The sequence below is a fragment of the Lysinibacillus sp. AR18-8 genome (genome assembly GCF_001705465.1).
Classification (GTDB): domain Bacteria; phylum Bacillota; class Bacilli; order Bacillales_A; family Planococcaceae; genus Lysinibacillus; species Lysinibacillus capsici.
Map to the genome: position 1 here is coordinate 40,973 of NZ_MDGU01000054.1, position 20,992 is coordinate 61,964.

The following is a 20,992-nucleotide window of genomic DNA, read 5'->3' on the forward strand; positions in this document are numbered from 1 at the left end:
TGTTATCCTCGCTTTCTTTTACAACTTTTAGCACTCGGTACATCCTTACTTAAGCTAAATCCGACAATCGACAACACCCATAAAGCACTATTAAAGGTAAGTGGATTAAAGGGTGCTTGTACACTTGTCGGGTCCGCAGCAATAGCAGCTATCGTCAAGAGCGGAAAAACGATGATTTGCATGCCAAAGAGCCAGCGTTTTCCTCGCGGGTAAAGCCAACAAAAAGCAAAGAGAATTTCCGCAACCCCTATCCACATAACTAGCTGATCTGCATGGTTTAGTAATGAAGCGGTCATCTTTAATTCCTGCGGATGCATATGGATGATCTTCGGTACAAGACCATGATAGAACCAGACAAAGCAAAAGAATAGACACAGAAGCATCGTTAAAAAGAATCGTCTATACTGTGCGGTAGGATTTTCTCCTTTTTCTAGCCATCTTTTTAAAACGTCAAAGCTGAGTGCCGTCGCCCACCCCATTAATGGACGAAAAAATAAATCAAAGAATACGCCAAGCTTGCCATAGCGTGTATCATAATCATATTGGGTCAGAAATGTCAGCCCCTGTTGATGCGGGATATATTGCCAATAGCCTTTTCCCTCCGCTATGGGTGAGCGCTTTTGAGGCGTACCAAAATGCAGTGAGGATGTTCGCGTGCCATTTTCTTTATGATGCTCCCCCTTGCTTTCTCCCCAGCCGCTTACCTGTAAGCCTGGCATTACCTTCGTTTCATAGGTAAAACGCTGTGGCTCCTCGGGTGCTTTTTTCGGAATATATGTAATCGATGTAAAACGTAAATCCCATTGCTCATGCAGATGAGGATTTTGTGTATAATCCCACGCTTTCTCTATAGGAGCCTGAATGTCTATCTCGACATAAATAGGCTTTCTGCTCATAAACTCACTCCTTTTTTTGATGAAGCCACTATCATTATAGCAGTAAATTGATAACCTTCTATTAAATGGGTATGCTTATGACGTTTCTCAATAAAAATAAAAAACTTGAATCGAAATGATGACTTGCTGAGTCTAATGGTCGAAAAGGAGGCGATTTTCATTAAGAGCACCCAACAAACTCTTGTAGCCTTAGCCCAACAAGGTGATGAGCAGGCGTTTTATCAGCTCATTGAGCAGGAGCAGCATAAGCTTTACCGAATGGCCTATGTCTACGTACAAAATGAAAACGACGCCGTAGAAGTTTTTCAGCAAACCATTATTCGAGCCTATGAGGGGCTACCGCAATTAAAGGAGCCTCACTATTTTGCCACTTGGCTTACCCGCATTATGATAAATTGCTGTAAAACCTATATTGCGAAGAAAAAAACAGTTATGCCTGTTGAACCACAAACTTTCGAGGATTTAACAAGCGCATCTCCTACATACATCGAAGAAGAGCTGGATTTATGGCAGGCTCTTTGCCAGCTCGAGGAAAAGTACAAAACGGTGCTATTGCTACGATTTTATCAAGACTACTCTGTCAAGGATATTGCGGCGATTTTGCAATGCCCTGAGGGTACCGTGAAAACACATATTCGCCGTGGCTTGCATGCATTACGACAACAATTAAAGGGGGCATATCTCGATGAGTGGGTTCAATCCGCTGAAAGAAGTCATTAATGCAATACCCATCCCTGAAGGACGTTTAACAGAGGTGCTACGTGTTGAAGGGATGTCCAAAATTTATCAGCAAAAGCATCATACTGTGAATGCCTTGAAAAATATCCATTGCACCATTTATCAAGGAGAAATGGTGGCGATTATGGGGACAAGCGGCTCTGGTAAAAGTACTCTTCTGAATATGATCAGTGCAATCGATGAGCCAACAGATGGAGCATTATTTTTATTTGGCAGGGAAGCGCAGGCTATTTATCAAGAGCCAAAAGCATCGCAATTTCGAAAAGAAAATATCGGCTTTATCTTCCAATCCTTTCATCTGCTAAAGGATTTAACCGTCGAGGATAATATTGCACTTCCCCTTATTTTAAATGATATTCCTAGCAAGGAGATTAAGGTGCGTGTGCAGCACATGATGGAAACCTTAAACATCGCTGCTTGGGCAAAGCATCGACCACATGAGCTTTCTGGTGGACAGAAGCAACGTGTCGCCATTGCGCGAGCGATTATTGCCAATCCTCCTATTTTACTGGCAGATGAGCCAACGGGGGCTTTGGATGTTCATACAACAGATGAAATTTTAGAACTGCTTGTTGCTCTGCAAAAAAAGAACCAGCAAACGATATTACTTGTCACACATGACCCCTATGTGGCTACCTATGCCAATCGGGTATTGTTCTTCCATGATGGGGCGATTGTGGATTTCTATCAAAACCGGCAAAATGAAGAGGATTTAGATTGTATTCTAATGAAATTCAAGGAAATAACGAGGGAGGATCGCTAATGTTTACGATGCGCAATATTGCCCTCAAGCTTTTTCGTGCCGCTTGGGCAAATGTCCTAACGAGTATTAGTATTATTACGATCTCGATTTGCCTGGTGATGACGATGACCGTCTACATTTGGAATGCGAATAGCCAGATGAAGGCAGACATCCAAGCGTTGTATGGGGAAATGGATTTAATGGTTGGTTATAATCCCGATCAGCAAAAATTGTTGACGACAAATCAAATAGAGGAGCTTTCTACTCTAGCCGGTGTCACACAAGTGTCCCGCTTATCGATAGCTCATACAATCGTTGAACATGAAAAGTACACCGCATTTTATACCGTTGGCGTCGAAAATGATGACCTTGTGAAAAGTCGCTACCATTTTGCGGTCAATCTTGGACCGAACGATGCCATTCTTTCGGAAAATGTTGCCCGTCTTTTCAACAAACGAGTTGGGGACTCCATTCATATTCAATCAAAGGATTTTATCGTGCAAGAAATTTTACCGACGATGAAAGGCACTGACAGCCCTAATATCATCCTCTTAGCGAATGACGTAGTTAAGGCATGGATGAACAACAGTCAGCCACAAACGGCAGGCATATTTGCGCTCATTAAAACTGATGAGGGGCGTGCCAAGGCTGTAGGCGCAGAAATCAAACAACTGGATGCAACATTACGTGTTGATGTCATGAGTGATTACGATGTCATTAAAAGAAATTTACAGAGCTTAATGGTTTTTATGATTGTACTATCTGTTTTTATTTTACTCATTTCGAGTGTCCTATTGCTGTCCACATTCCAGCTATTATTTTATAAAATTAAAGAGCAGCTCATGATCTTACGGGCTCTCGGGGCATCCGTGAAACAGGTTGGACGTATAGTCAAGCTCCAACTATCACTGATTATTAGCTTTGGCGTTATGCTTGGAACAACGCTGAGCCTTGTGATAATAAAAAGCTGGCTACCACAATTAATTAGCTTTTTGCATTTACCCGAAGCTAAAACAGAGCTTCCTATTGTGTTTATTCTTTTAATTGCCCTTTCTAGCTTCATCATTCTTCAAGTGATGACAAAATGGCAAGTAGCGAAAAGCTCTCGACTACTGCCATTACAAATCGCGACAGATAATGAAAATTTAGAGCTGCGTTGGACAAAATGGAAAACAATTATTGTCAGTATTGTAGGTGTGTCAGCTACCTTCTTCTTTTTACAAGCCTATTTAGCTGGGACAGGAAGCGATCAAGGTGCCTTATTTATTTTACTCGGAACACTATTTGTATGTGGAATTTTACTGTTACTAATCCCCTATCTATTTACAGCCATCCTTCATCTGGCTTTAAAGCCGATTCGAAGGGTACTTGGCAAGGAAGCCTATTTAGCATGCCAGCAGCTCATGCCACAAGTACGCAAAAATATGCCCGTGGTGCTCAGCATGATAGGATTAATGGTTATTTTAACCTTTGGAAGTTCATTAATGAAAACCTTACAACACAATGACCTTGCCTACACAGAATCACAATACGAAACAGCCATAAAAATCAATAATGAATTAAATGATCCAACTATCACGCCTGCAATTATAGAGGAAATAGAAGCATTGCCAAGCGTACAGTACGCGTATACACAAAGTAATAATGCGTATATTGCTCTACAACTCGGTGATGAATGGCTACCAGAGAACTATACAACCATTGATATTAAGAAATTTATGCAATTAAAGAAGTTGCCTCAAATTGAGGAAGGAAATTTGCAAAATGGCCTTGTCGTGACAAAGGGCTTTGCCGAGCGTTATCATTTGGCAGTGGGTGATCGTGTAACGATGGGTACCTATGATTTTACTGCCCAGCAGGATATGCCTACTGGTGAGTTACAAATTATAGGAATTACTGATACACCTATTCACCGTGCTGATTTAATCGTTGATTGGTCATCATTCCTCACGGCACAGGATCACCCAATTATCGAAGACATTATGGTCGAAACATCCCACCCAGAGCATGCATTGGCGGAGCTGTCATTCTTGGAACAGCGCTGGCCAGCCCTGAAGTTGACAGATAAAGCGACCATATTAGCACAATCCAATGAAATGTTCTTCCAACGGTGGAGCTTATTTGTTGGCGTCTTTGTTATTTTAATAGCTGCTACGGGGCTTGGTGTCCTCCAAACATTACTGCATACCATTTATACAAAACGCAGTGACTATGCCATCCAACGATTAATTGGTCTGTCACCAAATGGGCTGATGAAGCTCATACTGACACAAGTCCTATCGTTTGTCCTTTATGGTCTCACAGTCGGGACATTTCTTGGGTTCGTCTTAACGAGGATGCTAGGCTTCATTGATGATGGCTCGCCGATGTCCTATGACTTTCTAACATTGGGCCTCACAAGTCTCGCGTTCCTAGGGTCAACCCTCATTGTCTTTACCCTCCAAGGCTACTGGATGAGCAGACAAAAATTAGCGAATGAGATCGTGGAAATATAAGTAAAACAGCCCCTCTATGGTTAGAGGTGGCTGTTTTTTTAGAAGCGGGGCTCTCTCTTGAGCGAGCGCTTTTACCCCTCTTTGGAGCGGAGCACCCTCACTCCTTTTATAAATGAAATTCTCCCTAAATTTGAAGAAATTCTATCATTTCCTTTATGATAGCCTCTTGATCTCGTCCTAATGTCATGAGATGCTTAGAATTTCCAAAGCCTTTCTTCTGCTTTCTAGATGAATGAACGTGCTGATAGATGGTTTCAGCACTTTGCGTGTATAAGGCATCGTCTTTTTCACCATAGTAGATAGCGATAGGAATGATAATTCTATCAAGCTGCTCCATCGTTGCTTGGATAAATGTTTGGAATGCATTCATCGCATGTAATGGCATGTTCTCAAATGGCTCCATTTCCTGAGCGATTTGAAGTGGTGGCTTGCCCTCTATTGTTTTGTAATTATGGGCATAGTCAATAATCCTTTGTTTTAATTGCTCTGGCTCCTTATCAAACGGCACAGATAAGACAATGATTTGCTCGAGCCTTTCTAATTGAGCAAGCCTCAACGCGAAAATTCCCCCGATGGATAGACCGATGACCGAAATCTTTTGATAGCCTTCATCCAATAAAAATTGATGAGCATTCACTACATCCTGCCACCAGTCGTCTACCTGATAGTGTAATAACTGTTCTGGATGAGTGCCATGTCCACGATACAGCGGCGCATAGCAAGTATAGCCTTGGTTATGTAATGCAGTGGCTACTGTCTTCATATCTCTTGTATGACTTGTAAAGGAATGTAAAAGCAATAGGGCATGCTCATTTCCCTGTAAATAAATCTCTTTTGCTGGTAATATGTTTAGCATTTCATCAAGCCCTTTCTTCCATCTACCTTTATTTAAGCCCCAACAAACAGCACTGCCTGTCCGATGGCAATAAAAAAGGCTTCCTGCTGAATGGGACTGCTGTCTTCAATTTGTAGTGTAATGTTAAAATGCGTCTCGCAGAAAGTCGCTTGCCAGCGTGCGATGGGCTGCTCATTCACAGTAAAAACAGACCAGTCCTCCATTTCTTTGTTGAGCTTGATCTGCTGTTCGCCATCGGTAATAACTAAATCAGGAATCATAATTTGCCAGCCATCATAGGCAATCATATAGTCTTTACCTGTTACCAAATCCTTACCACGAAAATGCACGCGCCCGCGACGGGATACTTTTTTACACGTAAAAAGTGGCTGACCATTGCGATCGTGGACATCAAAACGAACGAAATAACGATAGTCCATCGTTTTATCGAATGCTTTTTTTAGTGCATTGGAATACACACGTTGAACGGTGGACGATACCTCCCCCGCTTCATTTAAAATTTTAACGGCCTCTGTTGACTCGATGGCCGCTGGTTGCTTGTATGTATAGGTCTTCAATCTATTCGCTCCTTTGAAACATTGCTTTCTTAAAACTACCATAAAATAAGCGTCAAATACAAAGGATGTATTTGACGCTCCTATTATGGTTATTGTATTTATTTCAATCAAGTAGCCTACTCCATTTTCTATCGATCTAACTTAAAGGTAATTTCCCCGATGCCCAATTCCGAATTGACCTCTAGCAAGACATCCGCCTTGTCGTAAGCTTCGTTGACATAGACACCATTCCCTTTTGATATAAGGCCCTCCACATTAGACGAGCCAATGCCTTTTTCTGTCGTTAATTTCACGCCAACCTTTGAAGGTAAAATAACTGTTGTTTGACCGACACCTGTTTCAATAGTCGTTGTAAAGCTCTTTTTCCAGTCGCCACCTAGATTAACCGTTAGATCACCGACACCCGCTTCAATATCGAGCTTTTCCAGCTGAAGACCCTGTAAATCAAGATTGGCAAGAGAGGCACCCGTTTCCACATTCAGATCTATGGGGATGCTGTCGTTCAGTTGAATCGCCCATGTGTTTTTAATATTGGAGAGCCCCAGCCTTGTTGAGCCCTTATGCTTGATTTCCACTTCTCCTGTATCGCCATGTAGATCATAGTCTACCTGAGGGGCTAGCTTTTTTACATTATATTCTGCGTTGCCCTCAACCCATTCCTTTGCACCACTCGATACATTCATTTCGCCAACACCTAAATCAATGTCTACCTCTAATGCTTTCGCTTTATCCTTTTCCACCAAAATGGCTTCCTCTCGCATTTTATTTGGAATAAAGGAAAAGCACCCTGATAATACCAATGCTGACGTGCCTATCACGACACCTAAACCCACTAATTTTTTCACTATTATTTCCTCCCACCGTATAATCTACCAATAATTTCATTATATAGAAGGGAGGAAATTAAAATACGACCCTCCGCTCGAAATTCATCTAAGACCTAAGACGTAGAGAGGCTTACTGATAAGGAATGTCATGCCCCTCCAGCAATGCCTTTAAATTCGCAAGAGAGGCATCATAGCCTGACGAATTAAAGCTCACCGTAGTGCCATTACCCTGTTGGGCTAACGTAATAGCAATCAATGTTTCAGGAACTTCTAGATAGAAGGAAAATTCCTCATTTTTCTTCACTTGCTGAATCGTTAGCTCCATCGGCAGTTTTTCAGAAAGCTGGTTATGCGCATTTGGCATTAAGGTAAATGTCATCTTTTCCCCAGCTGTTAGTATAGGGATGTCCCATATGGAGCCTGGTGCGTACCATCGGGAGAGGGATTGCTCCTCTGTAATCGCCTGCCATACTTTATCTATCTTTGCCTCAATCCAAATCGAACTGGTCATTCGTCGCAACCTCCATTTCCTCTTTTCCATTATTTTACCGAACTTTCAGAAGTTAAACTACCTTGGGATGTTCTGTATAAGTGAAATGCCCCCAGTATAACCATCACAGCGATAACATCCAAAGCGAGCTGATAGTTGGAAAAAACAGTAACCAATAAACCATAAACCGTTGGTGCCAAGACAATAAAGAACTGATTAATTGTTAACGCTGCACTAACAGTTAGTCCTACTGCTTGCGAATCGGATTGCTCCGTGACACAAGTGATATATATGGAATACCAGCCAAGCGCTAAAAACCCAAATAAACTGCAAAATAAAATCATGAGGCCCTTGCTATGTATGACAAAGGGCAAAAAGCCAAGCATCAGGAATGTAGCGAGCATGACGAGCACTAATAATGGCTCTCGTTTTTGAGCGAAATAATGATCACTCATCCAAGCAAGTACAATTCTCCCAAGCATCCCACCAAATAAAATCAGACTTAAATAGCGCCCTGCCTCGGTTAATGTATACCCACCTTCATGATGTAAATAGCTCATAAAATGAGCAATGATAATCATTTGGAGGGACATCATGACCATGCCCACAAAAAATAAAGGATAGAGCGCCCGATTGTGCCGAATAGCACGCATCTTCTCTTTAAAAGGAATGAGAGGTGCCGTAGCGGTGTCATGCTGTTTTGGTTCTTTGTACAGCAATAAAAATAATAGTCCCCCACCAATCGCCATCAAGCCCTGTGCTAAATGGACAGAGGATAGATGATGATGTTGATACAAATAGGTCAGCAAAGTGGAAGCCAATGCACCTCCAATCGGAATACCTGTTTGGCGTATCCCAATAGCAAGTCCTCGATGCTTGTTAGGAAACCATTTCACAATAGCAGTACTGCCACCTGTTTGCGCACTGCCATACCATATCCCCACAACTATTAATACGAGAAGCAATGTCGTATAATGATTCACGGGTATTAGCAATAAGGCTGACAGGCCCAGTAGTATCGAGCCCCATCCAATAATCTGCTTTTCTCCCTTTTTATCCATGAGATAACCAAATAGCAGCATGGAGAAAATTGGCCCTATATTGACGGCTGAAACAATTAGCCCTGTTTGGAAGGACGTTAAGTGCCATTCCATTTGATAAAAAGAGGCAACTGGCCCCATTCCGTAGGTCACAAAGGTTGCGGCTGTTTGCGAAAGTGTAGCCACAAGCAAGATGACCCATCGATAATATGTATGCATAAAAACCCTCCATCAGGTTACTGCTTTTGCAGTCTACCTTTTCATTATCTAGAGTGTACGTGGACAGCTCGCGTACGTAAAATGGAGGAAAATGATAGCGGCTATTAAAAAATTCTATAGGTATGTGAGGAACAACATGAACATTGAAGAAATTGCCTTAAAAATGGAGCTTTTAGAGAGGCAAAACTTGAGTAAATCGGCTGAAATCACCAATTATACACAATCTGCCTTAACAGCAAAGGTGAAAAAAATGGAGCGTGAAATTGGGCAGGACATCTTTAAACGAACACCCCAAGGCTTAAAGCTGACAGAGGTAGGTCAACATTATTTACAGTTTTTAAAGAAAGTTGCCGAGCAGTATGAAGACTTTTTACATACCATCGGCCCTACACAAACGAGCATTTTGGTTGGTACATCTCATACAACCATTAAAATATATGGACCATCCATTATGAACGCACTGCAAACTAGTCGAAGTCCGATAGATGTTGATTTCACTGTGGAATCAAGTACAGCCTTAAATCACAAAGTTCATCTGGCGGAAATAGATTGTGCATTGACAAGTAATCCAATCAAGCATTATAGCGATCTACACTATGATGTACTAGCCACAGAGACGTTTGAAGTTATCTCAAGCTCCGCTCATATCATTGACTTTGATCAACGAACACCTGTCACATTGCTTGTGTTAAGTAAGGGCTGCATGTATACCCATGCATTAGCACAATGGCTCACTGACAAGCAGGTACCTTTTACGATGAAGGAAATTAAATCAGTTAGTAGTATTTTAGATTTTCTTGAAATCGAGCATACATTGGCTGTATTAAATACCAAATTACTAGCACTTTATCCTTGTCCCGACCTGCATTTTTATGATTTAGATGGGCTTCACAGTGTGATCGAAACAGTTTATATCTATAAAAAAGATGACAGTAAGCAGCCCTTCATCCTGCAATTAAAACAGGTCATTGAATCCTTGCTTGAGCAGAATTAGCTCCATAAACCTATTTTGTGCTAATATTCTAAAAACCCTATATTATTCATGCGGACTACACTATAATAGGTTTGTCATTATTAATCTTGTAAATGCTTAGGAGTACATCATGTTTTATTACATCTCGTTATTTTTTGCAGTATTTGCATTATCTACCTCAGCAATCTTTGTTAAGCTAGCTGATGCACCACCAGCGATTACAGCCTTTTATCGACTATTTTTTGCGATGCTAGTTCTTCTTCCATTTTTATTGGCACAGAAGAGCTTGCGGCAGGAGCTTACAAGTCTCTCGAAAAAACAATGGGGACTCGGCATTTTATCAGGCTTATTTTTGTCCTGTCATTATGTGTTATGGTTTGAATCATTAAACTACACATCTGTGGCTAGTTCAACCGTCATTGTGACACTACAGCCACTATTCTCTTTAATAGGCAGTTATTTTTTATTTAAAGAGCGATTTTCAAAAGGAGCGATTGTTGGCTGCTTCGTAGCGATCATCGGCTGCTTCATTATTGGCTGGCAAGATTTCCAGATTAGTGGACAAGCCCTTTATGGCGATATTCTTGCCTTTATTGCGGCAGGTATTATTACAGCCTACTTTTTTATTGGGCAATCAGTGCGCAAGGATTTATCGCTCATTCCCTATTCTATTATCGGCTATGGCAGTAGCTCGATCTTTTTAGCCGTTTATGCCCTCTTTATGAAAGAATCGTTTTTCGATTATTCAGCCTCCACCTGGTGGTCCCTTGTAGGGCTGGCTGTCATTGCAACGATTTTCGGGCAAACCATTTTTAATTGGCTATTAAAATGGTTAAGTACAACGGTGATTTCCATGAGTATTTTAGGCGAAACAATCGGCACATGTATATTAGCTTATTTTATTTTAGATGAGATGATTTCCGTTCAACAGGGGATCGGTATTGTGGTCATTTTACTAGGACTTGCCCTGTTCTTACTACAGCAACGAAAATCAGTGTAAAAGAAAAAACAACGGCAAAGGCTGCCGTTGTTTTTTATTAGTGTGTAAAGTAGAAGGTCGTGCCATTTTTGTTTGATTGTAAGGAAGCTTCGATATTCAATGTTTTAGCAATATCCTGAATGATTTTAAGCCCAAGTCCGCCATGCTCATCTTCAGTCGTAAAGCCAATACCATCATCACACATGACAACTTGCCCGTCCTTGATCGTCACCTCTAGCTTGGATGCTTGGGCATGCTTTAATGTATTTTGCAAGACATTATCGAATAAACGCTGTAGCCACAATTCATTGCTAAGCCAAGTTGCTTGTAAATCATCGTGCTGAAAATGCAGCGTAATATTCTGCATGCGATATAGATACTGCCACTTCTTTATCATCATTTGTAACAATGGGACAAGTTGAACCTCCTCCTGCATGACATAGGACTGTTCACTCGTATCAAAGGACTGTAACTGAAATGCATTAGTTAAATTCGTGATATATTGAATTTGTGCCTGTAAGGATTCCACCAATTTGGGCTGCCCCTGTAGCTGATCCTCTAGATAAAACAGCTGCAAACGGATAGCCGTTAACGGCGTATGAATGTCATGTCGCAACTTTTGTAGCAGCTCTTTTTGAAGCTCCTGCTGCTGGGCAAGCTCTAACTCTCGGTAAGTTGTACGCTCAATTAAAAGATTGACAGATTGGCTAAGCTGTCCAATTTCATCCTCACTTTTTATCGTTAACGTGTCAGGTATTCGCTCATTACTTGCTAGTTCTCGTATTGTTTTATTAAGTAGTGTAATTTTGGATAGTAACGAATGAATCGATGTGGAAAATAGCCATGCGAGCATTCCTAACGCTAGCACAAACGCAATCAGCATCATAGGATAGGCATAGGACTCATGAAACGGAATGCCGTCATTTTTCATTTTAAAGGCCTTGTCATACAAAATTGACATGGCCACACTAATGCCTAATAGTACAACAGGCACACTCCCAATGGCTACAAATAACAAAGTACGGTATTTTGTTTTTAAGGTCATTTTTTATTATAGGTATTTAAACGATACCCTTCTCCATAAATATTTTGCACAATAGTGCCTGCTGGGTCTTGTAGCTTTGTTCGAATTTTTTTAATATGGACATTCAAAATATTATGATTGCGTTCATCGAGCGGCCAAAGATAATCAAAAAAATGTTCCTTTGTTAATACTCTGTCTCGATTGTCAAATAAATAAAAGAAAATTTTTCGCTCAATCGCTGTTAGGGCGATTTCATCATGGATGCTATGATGAAATACTTGACGGCGCTCTCCATCGATCAATAAATGCTGAATTTGCGTAAGTGTACCATACTGTTGTGCTAGCATTTTTTGCATTCTTAGCAACAGCTCTCGCGGATCAAATGGCTTTGTCAGGTAATCCTCTCCAACCATCAACCCCTCTAGCTTACTTTCAATATCATTACGTGCCGATAGAAAAATGATTGGAATATTTAAGCCTAATCGTTTAATATTTTTGCTCAATTGATAGCCATCCTCTCCTGGCAGCATAATATCCATTATGACTAAATCCACCTGCTGAATCAGCGCCATCATATCCTTGCCATCTGTTTTCCAGATTGCCTCATAGCCCTCACGCTGTACTATTTTTTGCAGTAGATCACCAATCATGTGATCGTCTTCTATAATTAAGATTCTAAATCCTTTCATACTTATCGACCTTTCTCATCACCCGTTGTTTTCATAAATTCCATTGCCAGTTGATAGATTTCATCTGGCTGATGGAGATAAATACTATGTGTCCCACTGACCTCTTTCACCTGTGCATTATTGAATTGCTTTGCAAAGTCAGCATAATCCTGCCGATTTTGCTTCGTATATTTCGAATGTTTGTTTTCTTCCGCAATCGCATCAATCAGTAAGATAGGCGTGTCTTGCGGCTTTTTGAGCTGTTCTGATTGTAAACTATTTTCGTAGACCTGCAACAGCTCATTTTGCATATCTTCATTAAAAAATTGCTTAAAGGACAACGCCTGATAGATTTCCTTTTCCTGTGCTGTTAAAAACGACAGTTGAAGTACTTGCGGATTATAGACCTGTGTTGGCAAAAGTCGATGTAAGCCGAGTTTAGTAGCGAGGTGCATGCCTCTCACCATCCAACGATCGACCGTCCCCATTTTATGCTTTACATATTGACTAGGTAGGCCAATGTCTAGCGCGATGATGCCCTTTACTTCCTCTGGGTATTTTTGCGCCCAGTAAATGGCCTCTAGCCCTGAAATGGAATGTGGCACAAGGACATAGGGCGGTTCAAGCCCACTTTGCAGAAGTGCCTGTCGTGTTTGCGCTAAAATCGTATCGATTCCTCTATCATCATGGGCTACGTCGCTATAGCCATAGCCAGCTCGATCCACTACTGCAATTTGATGATGCTGTGAAAACTTACGATACAGCCCTTTTAGCTCATATACGGGTGCTGCGATACCTGAGCCAGCCATAAAAATATATGTATCCACGCCAGCCCCCTCCTGATAAACATGGAGATTTTGACCATCTACATTATTTAATGTGCCGTTAGGTTGTAAAATAGCTGATTCATTCTGTATTAAGCTATAGTGATAAATACAAATTATCACCATTCCAAGCACAATCAATACCCCCATATAGACAATCATTTTCTTTGCTTTCTTTTTCATACGTATCTCCTCTTTTCGTTGATACTTGCAAGGATACACGGTAAAAATAAATTTCTACTAAACTTTTGAAGAAAATAGATAAATTTCATACAAAAAAGCTACCTAACTAATAGGCAGCTCTCTTGATTAAGCATCTGGATAGGTTTTTCGTAAAAAATCGATCGTTTGTTGTATAAGGGCTTTTAAGATGTCTTCATGCACATCAGCTAGCTTATTAATATAAACGCAGGCTTTTCCTGTTGTGTGTTTACCAAATTGTTGTAATAGTTGCTCTCGTTCATCCCCTGGAGCAAAATATAAGCTAATTTTCGCTTTGCGAGGGGAATAGGCAGCTAGTGGGGCATCCCCTTCATGGCCTGTTTGATATTTGTAATGATATTTACCAAAGCCTATAATACTCGGTCCCCACATTTTGGCTTCATAGCCTGTGACCTCTGTAAAAATGTCCAATAATCGATAGGCGTCTTCTCGCTTTTTTGGATGGTCTACACTTTCAATAAATTCAATGACACTTACATCGGTTTCTTTGGTCTTTAATTCATACATGTCAATCCCTCGCCTTCTGGAAGATGTACCTTCATTATTCCCTATTCTACCTGCTCTAACAATAGTTTTTGTTGAAGGTGACGATAGATCCCCTGCTGTTGCATCAGCTCTTGGTGATTGCCCTGCTCGACAATTTCTCCCTGCTGAATCACGAGGATTTGATCGGCATTTTCGATTGTTTTCAGACGATGGGCAATGACAAAGCTTGTGCGTCCCTGCATTAAATGCTGTAAGCCTTTTTGAATATCGACCTCTGTTTGGGTATCCACGCTGGATGTCGCTTCATCCAAAATTAAAATATCGGCATTCTCTAAAATTGCACGGGCGATCGCAATAAGCTGACGCTGCCCCTGACTTAAATTGGCTCCTCCTGCCTGCACGGGTGTTTCGTATTGGGCAGGTAAATATTTTATAAAATGATGGGCATTCGCGATTTTTGCCGCTTCCACAACCTCTTCATCTGTCGCATCTAGCTTACCAAAGCGAATATTTTCACGAATCGTTCCCGAGAACAAATAGGTGTCCTGTAAAACCACACCAACTCTTTGGCGAATCGTCGCCATCTGATAGTGTTCAATATTATGCCCATCAATTAAAATCTCACCTTGATCGACGTCATAAAAACGTGTTAATAAATTGATAATCGTTGTTTTGCCTGAGCCTGTTGGCCCAACAAGAGCAAATGTCTCTCCTGCCTTGGCATGGAAGTCAATGTTTTTTAACACAGGCTTATTTGGCTCATAGCTAAATGATACTTGTTTGAAAACAACATCCCCCTTGAGCGATGCCGTCTTGATAGCATTAGGCTTGTCGGCTACCTCTGAGGGTTCATCTAGTATCTCAAAAACACGCTCTGCCCCAGCAATAGCAGACTGGAAGGTGTTTAATAGATTAGATAGCTGATTAAGCGGACGGAAAAATTGCCGTGTATAGGTCACAAAGGCGGCAATAATCCCCACTGTAACAATACTCTTTACTGCTAAAAAGGCACCTGTTCCGATGACGACAGCAAGGCCTAAATTATTCATAAAGTTATTAATCGGACCTAGTAAGCCAGAGGTAATTTCTGCTCGTTGGGCAGAGTTTCGTAGATTTTCGTTTTGCTGATGGAACGTATCAATCGTTTGCTGCTCCCTACCAAAAAGCGTAAGTACCTCCGAACCTGTAATCATTTCCTCAATATAGCCGTTCAGCTTCCCAAGATCCCGTTGTCGTGCTGCATAATTTTTACTGCTGCGTTTAATGATTTGCTTGGTTGTGAAAACGATTAGCGGAATAATAATCAATGTCACGATTGCTAATTGCCAGCTTAATGTAAACATGGCGATACTGACACCGATTACAGTTAAAATGGACGACACGATTTGCGTAACACTTTGCACAAGTGCGGTATTTAAATTATCAATATCGTTGGTCACACGGCTCATTAAATCCCCAAGTGCACGCTGATCAAAGAAACGTAATGTCAGTGTTTGAAGCTTTTGAAATAGTTCCAGACGCAATGTCCGAATGGTTTTCATCGCCACCTGAATCATGACATAGGTTTGCAGCCATGTCAGAATAGAGGCTACTGAAAAAATAACGGCCAACAGGATGCCTAAACGAATCGTTCCGTCGATATCCTTTTTCATAATGTAATCATCAATAATATGCCCAATCATATAGGGCCCCGCAAGGCTTAAAAAGGTCGAAGCAATGACAAAAAAGATAGAGAAAAACAGCCCTATTTTTTGTTGCTTGACATAATGCCATACACGTGACAATGTCTCCCTTTGATTTTTCGCCTTCTCAGCTGGTCCCCCCATACGCGGTCCACGTCCAAAATTCATTTGCTTTGGTTGACCTTGACTCATCCTTGTTCACCAGCCTTTTGCTGTGACGCATAAATTGCTTGATAATGCGCATTTGATTGTAGAAGCTGCTGATGGGTTCCTTGCCCAACAATGTCGCCATCCTCTAGTACCAAAATAACATCTGCCTGCTGAATGGAGGCAATTTTCGACGCTACGATGAAGGTCGTTGTGTCTTGATAATAGGTGGCAATAGCTCGCTGCACTTGTTGTTCTGATGCACTATCTAACGCTGACGTTGTATCATCCAACACCAAAATAGCAGGCTTTCGAATAAACGCACGACTTAATGCAAGCCGCTGCTTCTGCCCACCCGAAAGATTCGTAGCACCCTGTGATAATTCATGTGCTAAGCCCTTATCAAGTCGCTCTACAAATTCACTGGCGCAGGACGCCTCTAATGCCTGCTGTAGGTCCTCAGCTGTAGCATCATCCTTACCGAGACGAATATTTTTTTCAATCGGTCCAGAGAACAATAATGCTTTCTGTGAGGTAAATCCGATATGCTCACGTAGGGTTGCGAGTGAGTAGGATTTTAGCGGTTTTCCGTCTATGCGGATTTCGCCACCAGAGGGATCAAATAAGCGAGGTAATAGCTTCACCAGCGTCGATTTACCACTACCTGTTTTTCCAATAATGCCGACCGTTTGCCCTGGTTTCACCGAAAATGAAATCTTTTTGAGGACATCCTCAGCTGTTTCATAGTAACGATAACTCACCTGATCAAAGTCAATGGCCCCTTTTATTGGATCGGTCAGCGCATGTTCCGCTTCCTTAACAGCAATCTCTTTGTTTAACACGTCCACAATGCGTTCTCCTGAAGGCAAGGCTCGCGCTATTTGCATCAGCACCATACTAGAGGACATCAGTCCATTTAAAATAATCGTTAAATAATTGATGAATGCAAGAATAACGCCAACTTGCAGTGTACCCGCGTCTACCTTAATGGCTCCAAGCCAAAGCGCGGCTACAATCCCTAGATTGACAACAAACATCGTAAAGGGTACAAGTACCCCGACAATTTGCTCAGCTGTAATAAAACGTTTCGTCAACGCCTCATTTAATTCTCCAAACTGTGCTACCTGCTGTGTTTCACGGCGAAAGGCTTTAACTACACGAATACCCGCCAAATTTTCCTGTAGCTTCGTATTGACGGCATCAATGGCCTCCTGAACACGACGATACAATACACCCGAATATTTCGTAAAAAAATACATCGCTATAACCAACAATGGTACGATAATGAGCAATATGGAAAAAAGCTCACGTGCTGTGACAAACACAATAATCACTGCGCCGATAAAGAGCAAGGGCCCACGCACAAAAATACGCAGCGTCATCATAAAGGCACGCTGAATACTTTCCACATCACTCGTTAAAATCGTAATCAGCTTCCCCGTTGTAAAAGCATCTCGCTCCTTGGCTGAGTAAGTCATCATCTTCTCATAAAGAGCCTGTCGAATATCCGAGGCAAAATGAATCGCCGCCTTCGAGCTATAATACGAGCAACCAACCCCACCAATAAGTCCGAGCACTGCACTGCCAAGCATCCACACAAACATATTCAATACGTAACGATTATCCCCATTGGCAATCCCCGTATCAATCATATGTTGCATGATGGTCGGCTGAATTAAATCCATCGTCACCTCTAGCACCATCAATAACGGTGCAATCAGCGTGAAAAATTTATAAGGCCCCAAATACTGCCCTAATTGTTTAACTGCCTGCATACATTCGACTCCGTTCTATTTAAATCCCATTCGTTCCTTATTATAACTGAAAATCATTCCCATTTGATAAATAATTTTTCGGGTCTCGTAATATTATTGGAGTGGTTTGATTGTGGTGTAGTGTCTTCATAAGGAGAAAAAATCTAATTTCTAAGCAGATTTTGGAGGGTGGTGAATTTTTAAAGCGAAGTTCCACTTCTTATGAGCGGGTTTCATTTACTTTGGAGCGGGTTGCCCTGCTGAAGAGCGACTTCCTCACACTACAGAGCGGGCCTATTCCTTTACAAGCAACAGCCAGCTACTTTAGATTCAGCGTCATCCTGTCAATAAGTAAGGAAATACCCAGAGCAAGAATCATATCGAAGTAAAATAACACTTGCTCTGGATTATCTAGCCCTGTCCCAAGCTGCGATCATTTGCTCAAAACAAGCCCCATCACTTTTCAGAAATGCGTAGTTTCTCAAAATTTCGCAGGAAAATTTTTTGTGCCTGTGACTCATTGTCTGGAGCAATGCCTAGCAAAATGACTGTACAGGGGCCTGCTGATTTTGCTCCATCAAGAGCGCATTCCACATGTCGCTCCCCAAACAGACGGGCAAATTCTCCTTGCAGCCCCCTTGATCCGACTGGCCATACTTGCTGAACAATTTCTGACTGCCATGCCTTGAAAACAGGCAGCAACTGCGCCACATCTTCAGGCTGTGCCAACACCTCTTCACCCACAAGCGGCAGGCCATAGGTGTACCAGCTAAGCTGATCGTGGTCAAATGCTCGACGCTGCTGCTGAATTTCTCCAAGCATTGTAACAGCTAAGCCTGACTGCAATGTGGGCATATTGGATTCCGTACTCCCCGTAATGGCTGGGCATGTAAGACCTGCCTCTGTAAACACTTGCTGTATACCTTTTTCATAGCGAGACCATGCGGCATCTCCAGAAAAATTCGCAAGTAGAACTTGAATAGGTAGTGCCTGTGCAGCAAGCTGTTCTAAAAACGTTACACGGGCTGTCATGTAGGCTGTCAATTGGTCTGGTGCCGACACAACATCTTGCGGTTTTTGTCCAATGGCTGCGGCATTATCCATGGTCGCAATGAATGCCCCTACTTTCATCGCATTTCTCACTGTGCACGACCTTCCTTACGCACAAAAACCTTTGATAGGACGGGCATTACTACCGCAACAATGATTAAATTGATCACCGTTGCCATTAGAATACTACCTAAAGCACCCCAGAAAAATGCTGGACTAATAATAAAATAAAATGGTAGTGGCGCAACAATACCATTTAATACTAAGGCAACTGGCCATTTCCAAAAGTGCATGCCTTTTTTATGCATCACCCCGAAGACCCATACGACAATCAACATTTCTACCGCAATAATAATATGTAAAGGTCCTAGGGGGAATCCAGATGTTAATGCTGTAATAAAATGGCCGATTAATCCAGCAACCCCTGCTAAGATGGGGGATAGAAAGACAACACCTAAAAAGGCAGGAGCCGAATCCAGTGCAGCCGTTGAAATAAACGCTGGTACCTTAATCATTGCTCCTACTGCACAGATGGCCGCTACCATCGCCGTCAAAATCAATTTTCTTAATTTTTGTCGTTCCATTTCATTCCCTCTTTTCTGTTGAATGTCTACTTTACTTCAATGGCTCAGCTATTCCATACCAAATCCGTACAACTTGCTCCGCTTCCTTGAACAATGCTTGATATAGTCGACCACAGGTATCGCGTAGCTGTCGGGCTTGTTTTTCCATTGGCACAACCCCACGCCCCATATCCGTCACAATAAGTGCGAGTGTACAATGGTGTTCAAGCTCTTGTAAGGTTGCTAGCACCTTTTGTACGATTTGTTCATCTTCCTCCAAGTTTTGTGTCACAAGCCATTTTTCTAAGTTCTTTAGGACAAGGACATCACAGGCGGGCGCTACCTCAGGTAGTTCGCCAGCAATCATAACCATCTGTTGCGGTTCATACAAGCGCCTCACATAGTCGGTTTTGCCGTTATAGGCACCTCCGATAAAGACATGCATCGTGCTCCCTCCTCCCAAGCCTTTCTTGTAAATGTTAAAACAAATTGTTTATCATGTGGCACTTGATAGGACCAAAAGGGCTGTTCTGTTGGCGCAAAGGCAACAAGTAAGGCACGAATAACCCCACCATGAACCACTAAATAATAGCTATCCTCATTTTTCGGTAAATAATGAAATCCATCTACAACACGTTTCATAAAATCATCGAATGCCTCACCTTGTGGAGGGGGTGTACGGATTGGATCATCTATCCATGCCCGATAGTGAGCATCCATTTTTAGCTCCTCATAGGTTTTCCCTTCGAATGCACCAAAGTTCGTCTCTCGAAGGGATGCCTCTGCCTGGTAGCTAGCATTGGGAAAATAATGAGCAGCCGTTTGTCGACAGCGCTGTAGATCACTGCCATATACCTTTTTAACCAATGCATCCACAACAGCAAGCTTGGCTGTATCTGCTAATGGTGCGTCCGTCCACCCAAGGTAACGCTTTTCAAGATTCTCTTTTGTAGGCGCATGCCGTATTAAGCACACAGTAACAATGTCACCCATAGCACAACCTCCATCCCTTCAATGGAGGCACCCAGTAAATCGCCAGATACTCCACCAAAATTACGCAACGTAAATTGTCGAAAAATAAAAAGTGCAATGGCTAAAACGACGACTAGGACAACAGGAAGAAGTAAGAACTGCGTGCTGATAAAAACAACCGTCATCGCCAATACGAGCGATAACAGCATGATCACTTTTAATCGATTAGCATTCATATGAGACTTAAAAAAATAAGCAAGACCTTTTTCCTTTGAGCAATGGAGTGACATAAAATAAAAGCTCATGCCCACCCTTGTTAGAAATGGAACGAATAGTACCATCCACAAGTCGAACTTCTGCTGCACAAAAAGCTCATGTAGAATAACAAATTTCCCCATTAATAAAAACACCACAGCCAATACTCCGAACGCTCCCACACGGGGGTCATCTAAAATCTCCAATCGTTTTTCTCGATCTCGATAGGAAAAATAGGCATCGCCCATATCAATAAAGCCGTCTAAGTGCAAACCACCTGTCCATAAAGCAAATAGCCCTATCACAGTGAAAGCTAGCATCACTTCACTGCTGGCTGTCCACTGCATAAGACTATAAAGCACGGCTGCCACCGTTGTTCCCATTAAAGCACCTATCCACGGTAAACAAGCAAACATGCCTGTGATGGTGGACCTTGTTAGCGGAAGCTCTTTATGTACTGGCAATACCGTAAAAAATTGAAATGCCAGTAGGAGGCTATGCCAAAAATTTTTCATCCTCTTGCCTTCCTTCTT

At 41.9% G+C, this 20,992-nt stretch carries 22 protein-coding genes; 5 read left to right on the top strand and 17 right to left on the bottom strand.

All coding sequences use genetic code 11. The features are described 5' to 3' along the window. Nucleotides 1–2: 2 nt before the first annotated feature. Nucleotides 3–896 (bottom strand): DoxX-like family protein, encoded by an 894-nt coding sequence (locus BFM98_RS23005; RefSeq protein WP_066038503.1) that lies wholly within the window; start codon nt 894–896, stop codon nt 3–5. A gap of 105 nt (nt 897–1,001) precedes the next feature. Between BFM98_RS23005 and BFM98_RS23010 the strand changes: the two genes are divergently transcribed. From BFM98_RS23010 to BFM98_RS23020, 3 genes are read left to right on the top strand one after another with little or no spacing between them, the layout of a single operon-like run. Then, nucleotides 1,002–1,616 carry a sigma-70 family RNA polymerase sigma factor gene (locus BFM98_RS23010; RefSeq protein ID WP_311198636.1) on the top strand — a complete coding sequence of 205 codons (615 nt, stop codon included), beginning with the start codon at nt 1,002–1,004 and terminating at the stop codon, nt 1,614–1,616. A gap of 52 nt (nt 1,617–1,668) precedes the next feature. Next, nucleotides 1,669–2,397, top strand: coding sequence for an ABC transporter ATP-binding protein (locus BFM98_RS23015; protein ID WP_066038524.1), 729 nt, complete (start codon nt 1,669–1,671; stop codon nt 2,395–2,397). Then, nucleotides 2,397–4,871, top strand: coding sequence for an ABC transporter permease (locus tag BFM98_RS23020; protein WP_066038505.1), 2,475 nt, complete (start codon nt 2,397–2,399; stop codon nt 4,869–4,871). The genes BFM98_RS23015 and BFM98_RS23020 overlap by 1 nt, the downstream gene beginning before the upstream one ends. Nucleotides 4,872–4,995: 124 nt before the next feature. Here BFM98_RS23020 and BFM98_RS23025 read toward each other — a convergent pair whose 3' ends face one another. The 5 genes from BFM98_RS23025 to BFM98_RS23045 all read right to left on the bottom strand — a co-directional run bounded on the left by BFM98_RS23025 (nt 4,996) and on the right by BFM98_RS23045 (nt 8,860). Further along, nucleotides 4,996–5,727 carry an alpha/beta hydrolase gene (locus BFM98_RS23025; protein ID WP_066038506.1) on the bottom strand — a complete coding sequence of 244 codons (732 nt, stop codon included), beginning with the start codon at nt 5,725–5,727 and terminating at the stop codon, nt 4,996–4,998. Between the two features lie 32 nt (nt 5,728–5,759). Beyond that, nucleotides 5,760–6,284, bottom strand: a complete 525-nt coding sequence (locus tag BFM98_RS23030; protein WP_048390662.1) for a tubby C-terminal domain-like protein — start codon at nt 6,282–6,284, stop codon at nt 5,760–5,762. Between the two features lie 128 nt (nt 6,285–6,412). Beyond that, complete coding sequence (locus BFM98_RS23035) at nt 6,413–7,129, bottom strand: toast rack family protein (RefSeq protein ID WP_054548757.1); 717 nt, start codon at nt 7,127–7,129, stop codon at nt 6,413–6,415. Between the two features lie 112 nt (nt 7,130–7,241). Beyond that, entirely contained in the window at nt 7,242–7,622 is a 381-nt protein-coding gene (locus BFM98_RS23040; protein WP_048390658.1) for an SRPBCC domain-containing protein, read from the bottom strand. Between the two features lie 29 nt (nt 7,623–7,651). Continuing rightward, nucleotides 7,652–8,860: an MFS transporter gene (locus BFM98_RS23045; RefSeq protein WP_066038507.1), complete on the bottom strand. Its 1,209-nt coding sequence runs from the start codon at nt 8,858–8,860 to the stop codon at nt 7,652–7,654. A gap of 136 nt (nt 8,861–8,996) precedes the next feature. On the opposite strand from BFM98_RS23045, the gene BFM98_RS23050 reads away from it, so the two are divergent. Both BFM98_RS23050 and BFM98_RS23055 read left to right on the top strand, forming a co-directional pair. Continuing rightward, complete coding sequence (locus BFM98_RS23050) at nt 8,997–9,854, top strand: LysR family transcriptional regulator (RefSeq protein ID WP_066038508.1); 858 nt, start codon at nt 8,997–8,999, stop codon at nt 9,852–9,854. Between the two features lie 109 nt (nt 9,855–9,963). Next, complete coding sequence (locus BFM98_RS23055; RefSeq protein ID WP_048390652.1) at nt 9,964–10,833, top strand: DMT family transporter; 870 nt, start codon at nt 9,964–9,966, stop codon at nt 10,831–10,833. A gap of 37 nt (nt 10,834–10,870) precedes the next feature. Here BFM98_RS23055 and BFM98_RS23060 read toward each other — a convergent pair whose 3' ends face one another. The 11 genes from BFM98_RS23060 to cobS all read right to left on the bottom strand — a co-directional run bounded on the left by BFM98_RS23060 (nt 10,871) and on the right by cobS (nt 20,974). Further along, a complete protein-coding gene (locus BFM98_RS23060) occupies nt 10,871–11,857 on the bottom strand; it encodes a sensor histidine kinase (RefSeq protein WP_066038509.1) in 987 nt (328 codons plus the stop codon). Next, nucleotides 11,854–12,525: a response regulator transcription factor gene (locus BFM98_RS23065; protein ID WP_066038510.1), complete on the bottom strand. Its 672-nt coding sequence runs from the start codon at nt 12,523–12,525 to the stop codon at nt 11,854–11,856. The genes BFM98_RS23060 and BFM98_RS23065 overlap by 4 nt, the downstream gene beginning before the upstream one ends. 2 nt (nt 12,526–12,527) lie before the next feature. Further along, nucleotides 12,528–13,511, bottom strand: coding sequence for an alpha/beta hydrolase (locus BFM98_RS23070; protein ID WP_066038511.1), 984 nt, complete (start codon nt 13,509–13,511; stop codon nt 12,528–12,530). 126 nt (nt 13,512–13,637) lie between these two features. Further along, nucleotides 13,638–14,057, bottom strand: coding sequence for a DUF1801 domain-containing protein (locus BFM98_RS23075; RefSeq protein ID WP_066038512.1), 420 nt, complete (start codon nt 14,055–14,057; stop codon nt 13,638–13,640). A gap of 41 nt (nt 14,058–14,098) precedes the next feature. Beyond that, the gene (locus BFM98_RS23080; RefSeq protein WP_066038513.1) at nt 14,099–15,910 is read right to left on the bottom strand and encodes an ABC transporter ATP-binding protein; all 1,812 of its coding nucleotides are present in this window, start codon (nt 15,908–15,910) and stop codon (nt 14,099–14,101) included. Further along, nucleotides 15,907–17,640, bottom strand: coding sequence for an ABC transporter ATP-binding protein (locus BFM98_RS23085; RefSeq protein ID WP_066038514.1), 1,734 nt, complete (start codon nt 17,638–17,640; stop codon nt 15,907–15,909). The genes BFM98_RS23080 and BFM98_RS23085 overlap by 4 nt, the downstream gene beginning before the upstream one ends. 435 nt (nt 17,641–18,075) lie before the next feature. After that, complete coding sequence (locus BFM98_RS23090) at nt 18,076–18,762, bottom strand: hypothetical protein (protein ID WP_066038515.1); 687 nt, start codon at nt 18,760–18,762, stop codon at nt 18,076–18,078. Then, a complete protein-coding gene (locus BFM98_RS23095; protein ID WP_048390640.1) occupies nt 18,759–19,253 on the bottom strand; it encodes an ECF transporter S component in 495 nt (164 codons plus the stop codon). Before BFM98_RS23095 ends, BFM98_RS23090 begins: the two co-directional genes overlap by 4 nt. A 31-nt stretch (nt 19,254–19,284) precedes the next feature. Further along, the gene (locus BFM98_RS23100; protein WP_048390638.1) at nt 19,285–19,677 is read right to left on the bottom strand and encodes a bifunctional adenosylcobinamide kinase/adenosylcobinamide-phosphate guanylyltransferase; all 393 of its coding nucleotides are present in this window, start codon (nt 19,675–19,677) and stop codon (nt 19,285–19,287) included. Then, entirely contained in the window at nt 19,629–20,225 is a 597-nt protein-coding gene (locus BFM98_RS23105) for a histidine phosphatase family protein (protein ID WP_048390636.1), read from the bottom strand. The genes BFM98_RS23100 and BFM98_RS23105 overlap by 49 nt, the downstream gene beginning before the upstream one ends. Next, complete coding sequence (gene cobS / locus BFM98_RS23110; protein WP_066038525.1) at nt 20,198–20,974, bottom strand: adenosylcobinamide-GDP ribazoletransferase; 777 nt, start codon at nt 20,972–20,974, stop codon at nt 20,198–20,200. The genes BFM98_RS23105 and cobS overlap by 28 nt, the downstream gene beginning before the upstream one ends. Between the last annotated feature and the right edge of the window lie 18 nt (nt 20,975–20,992).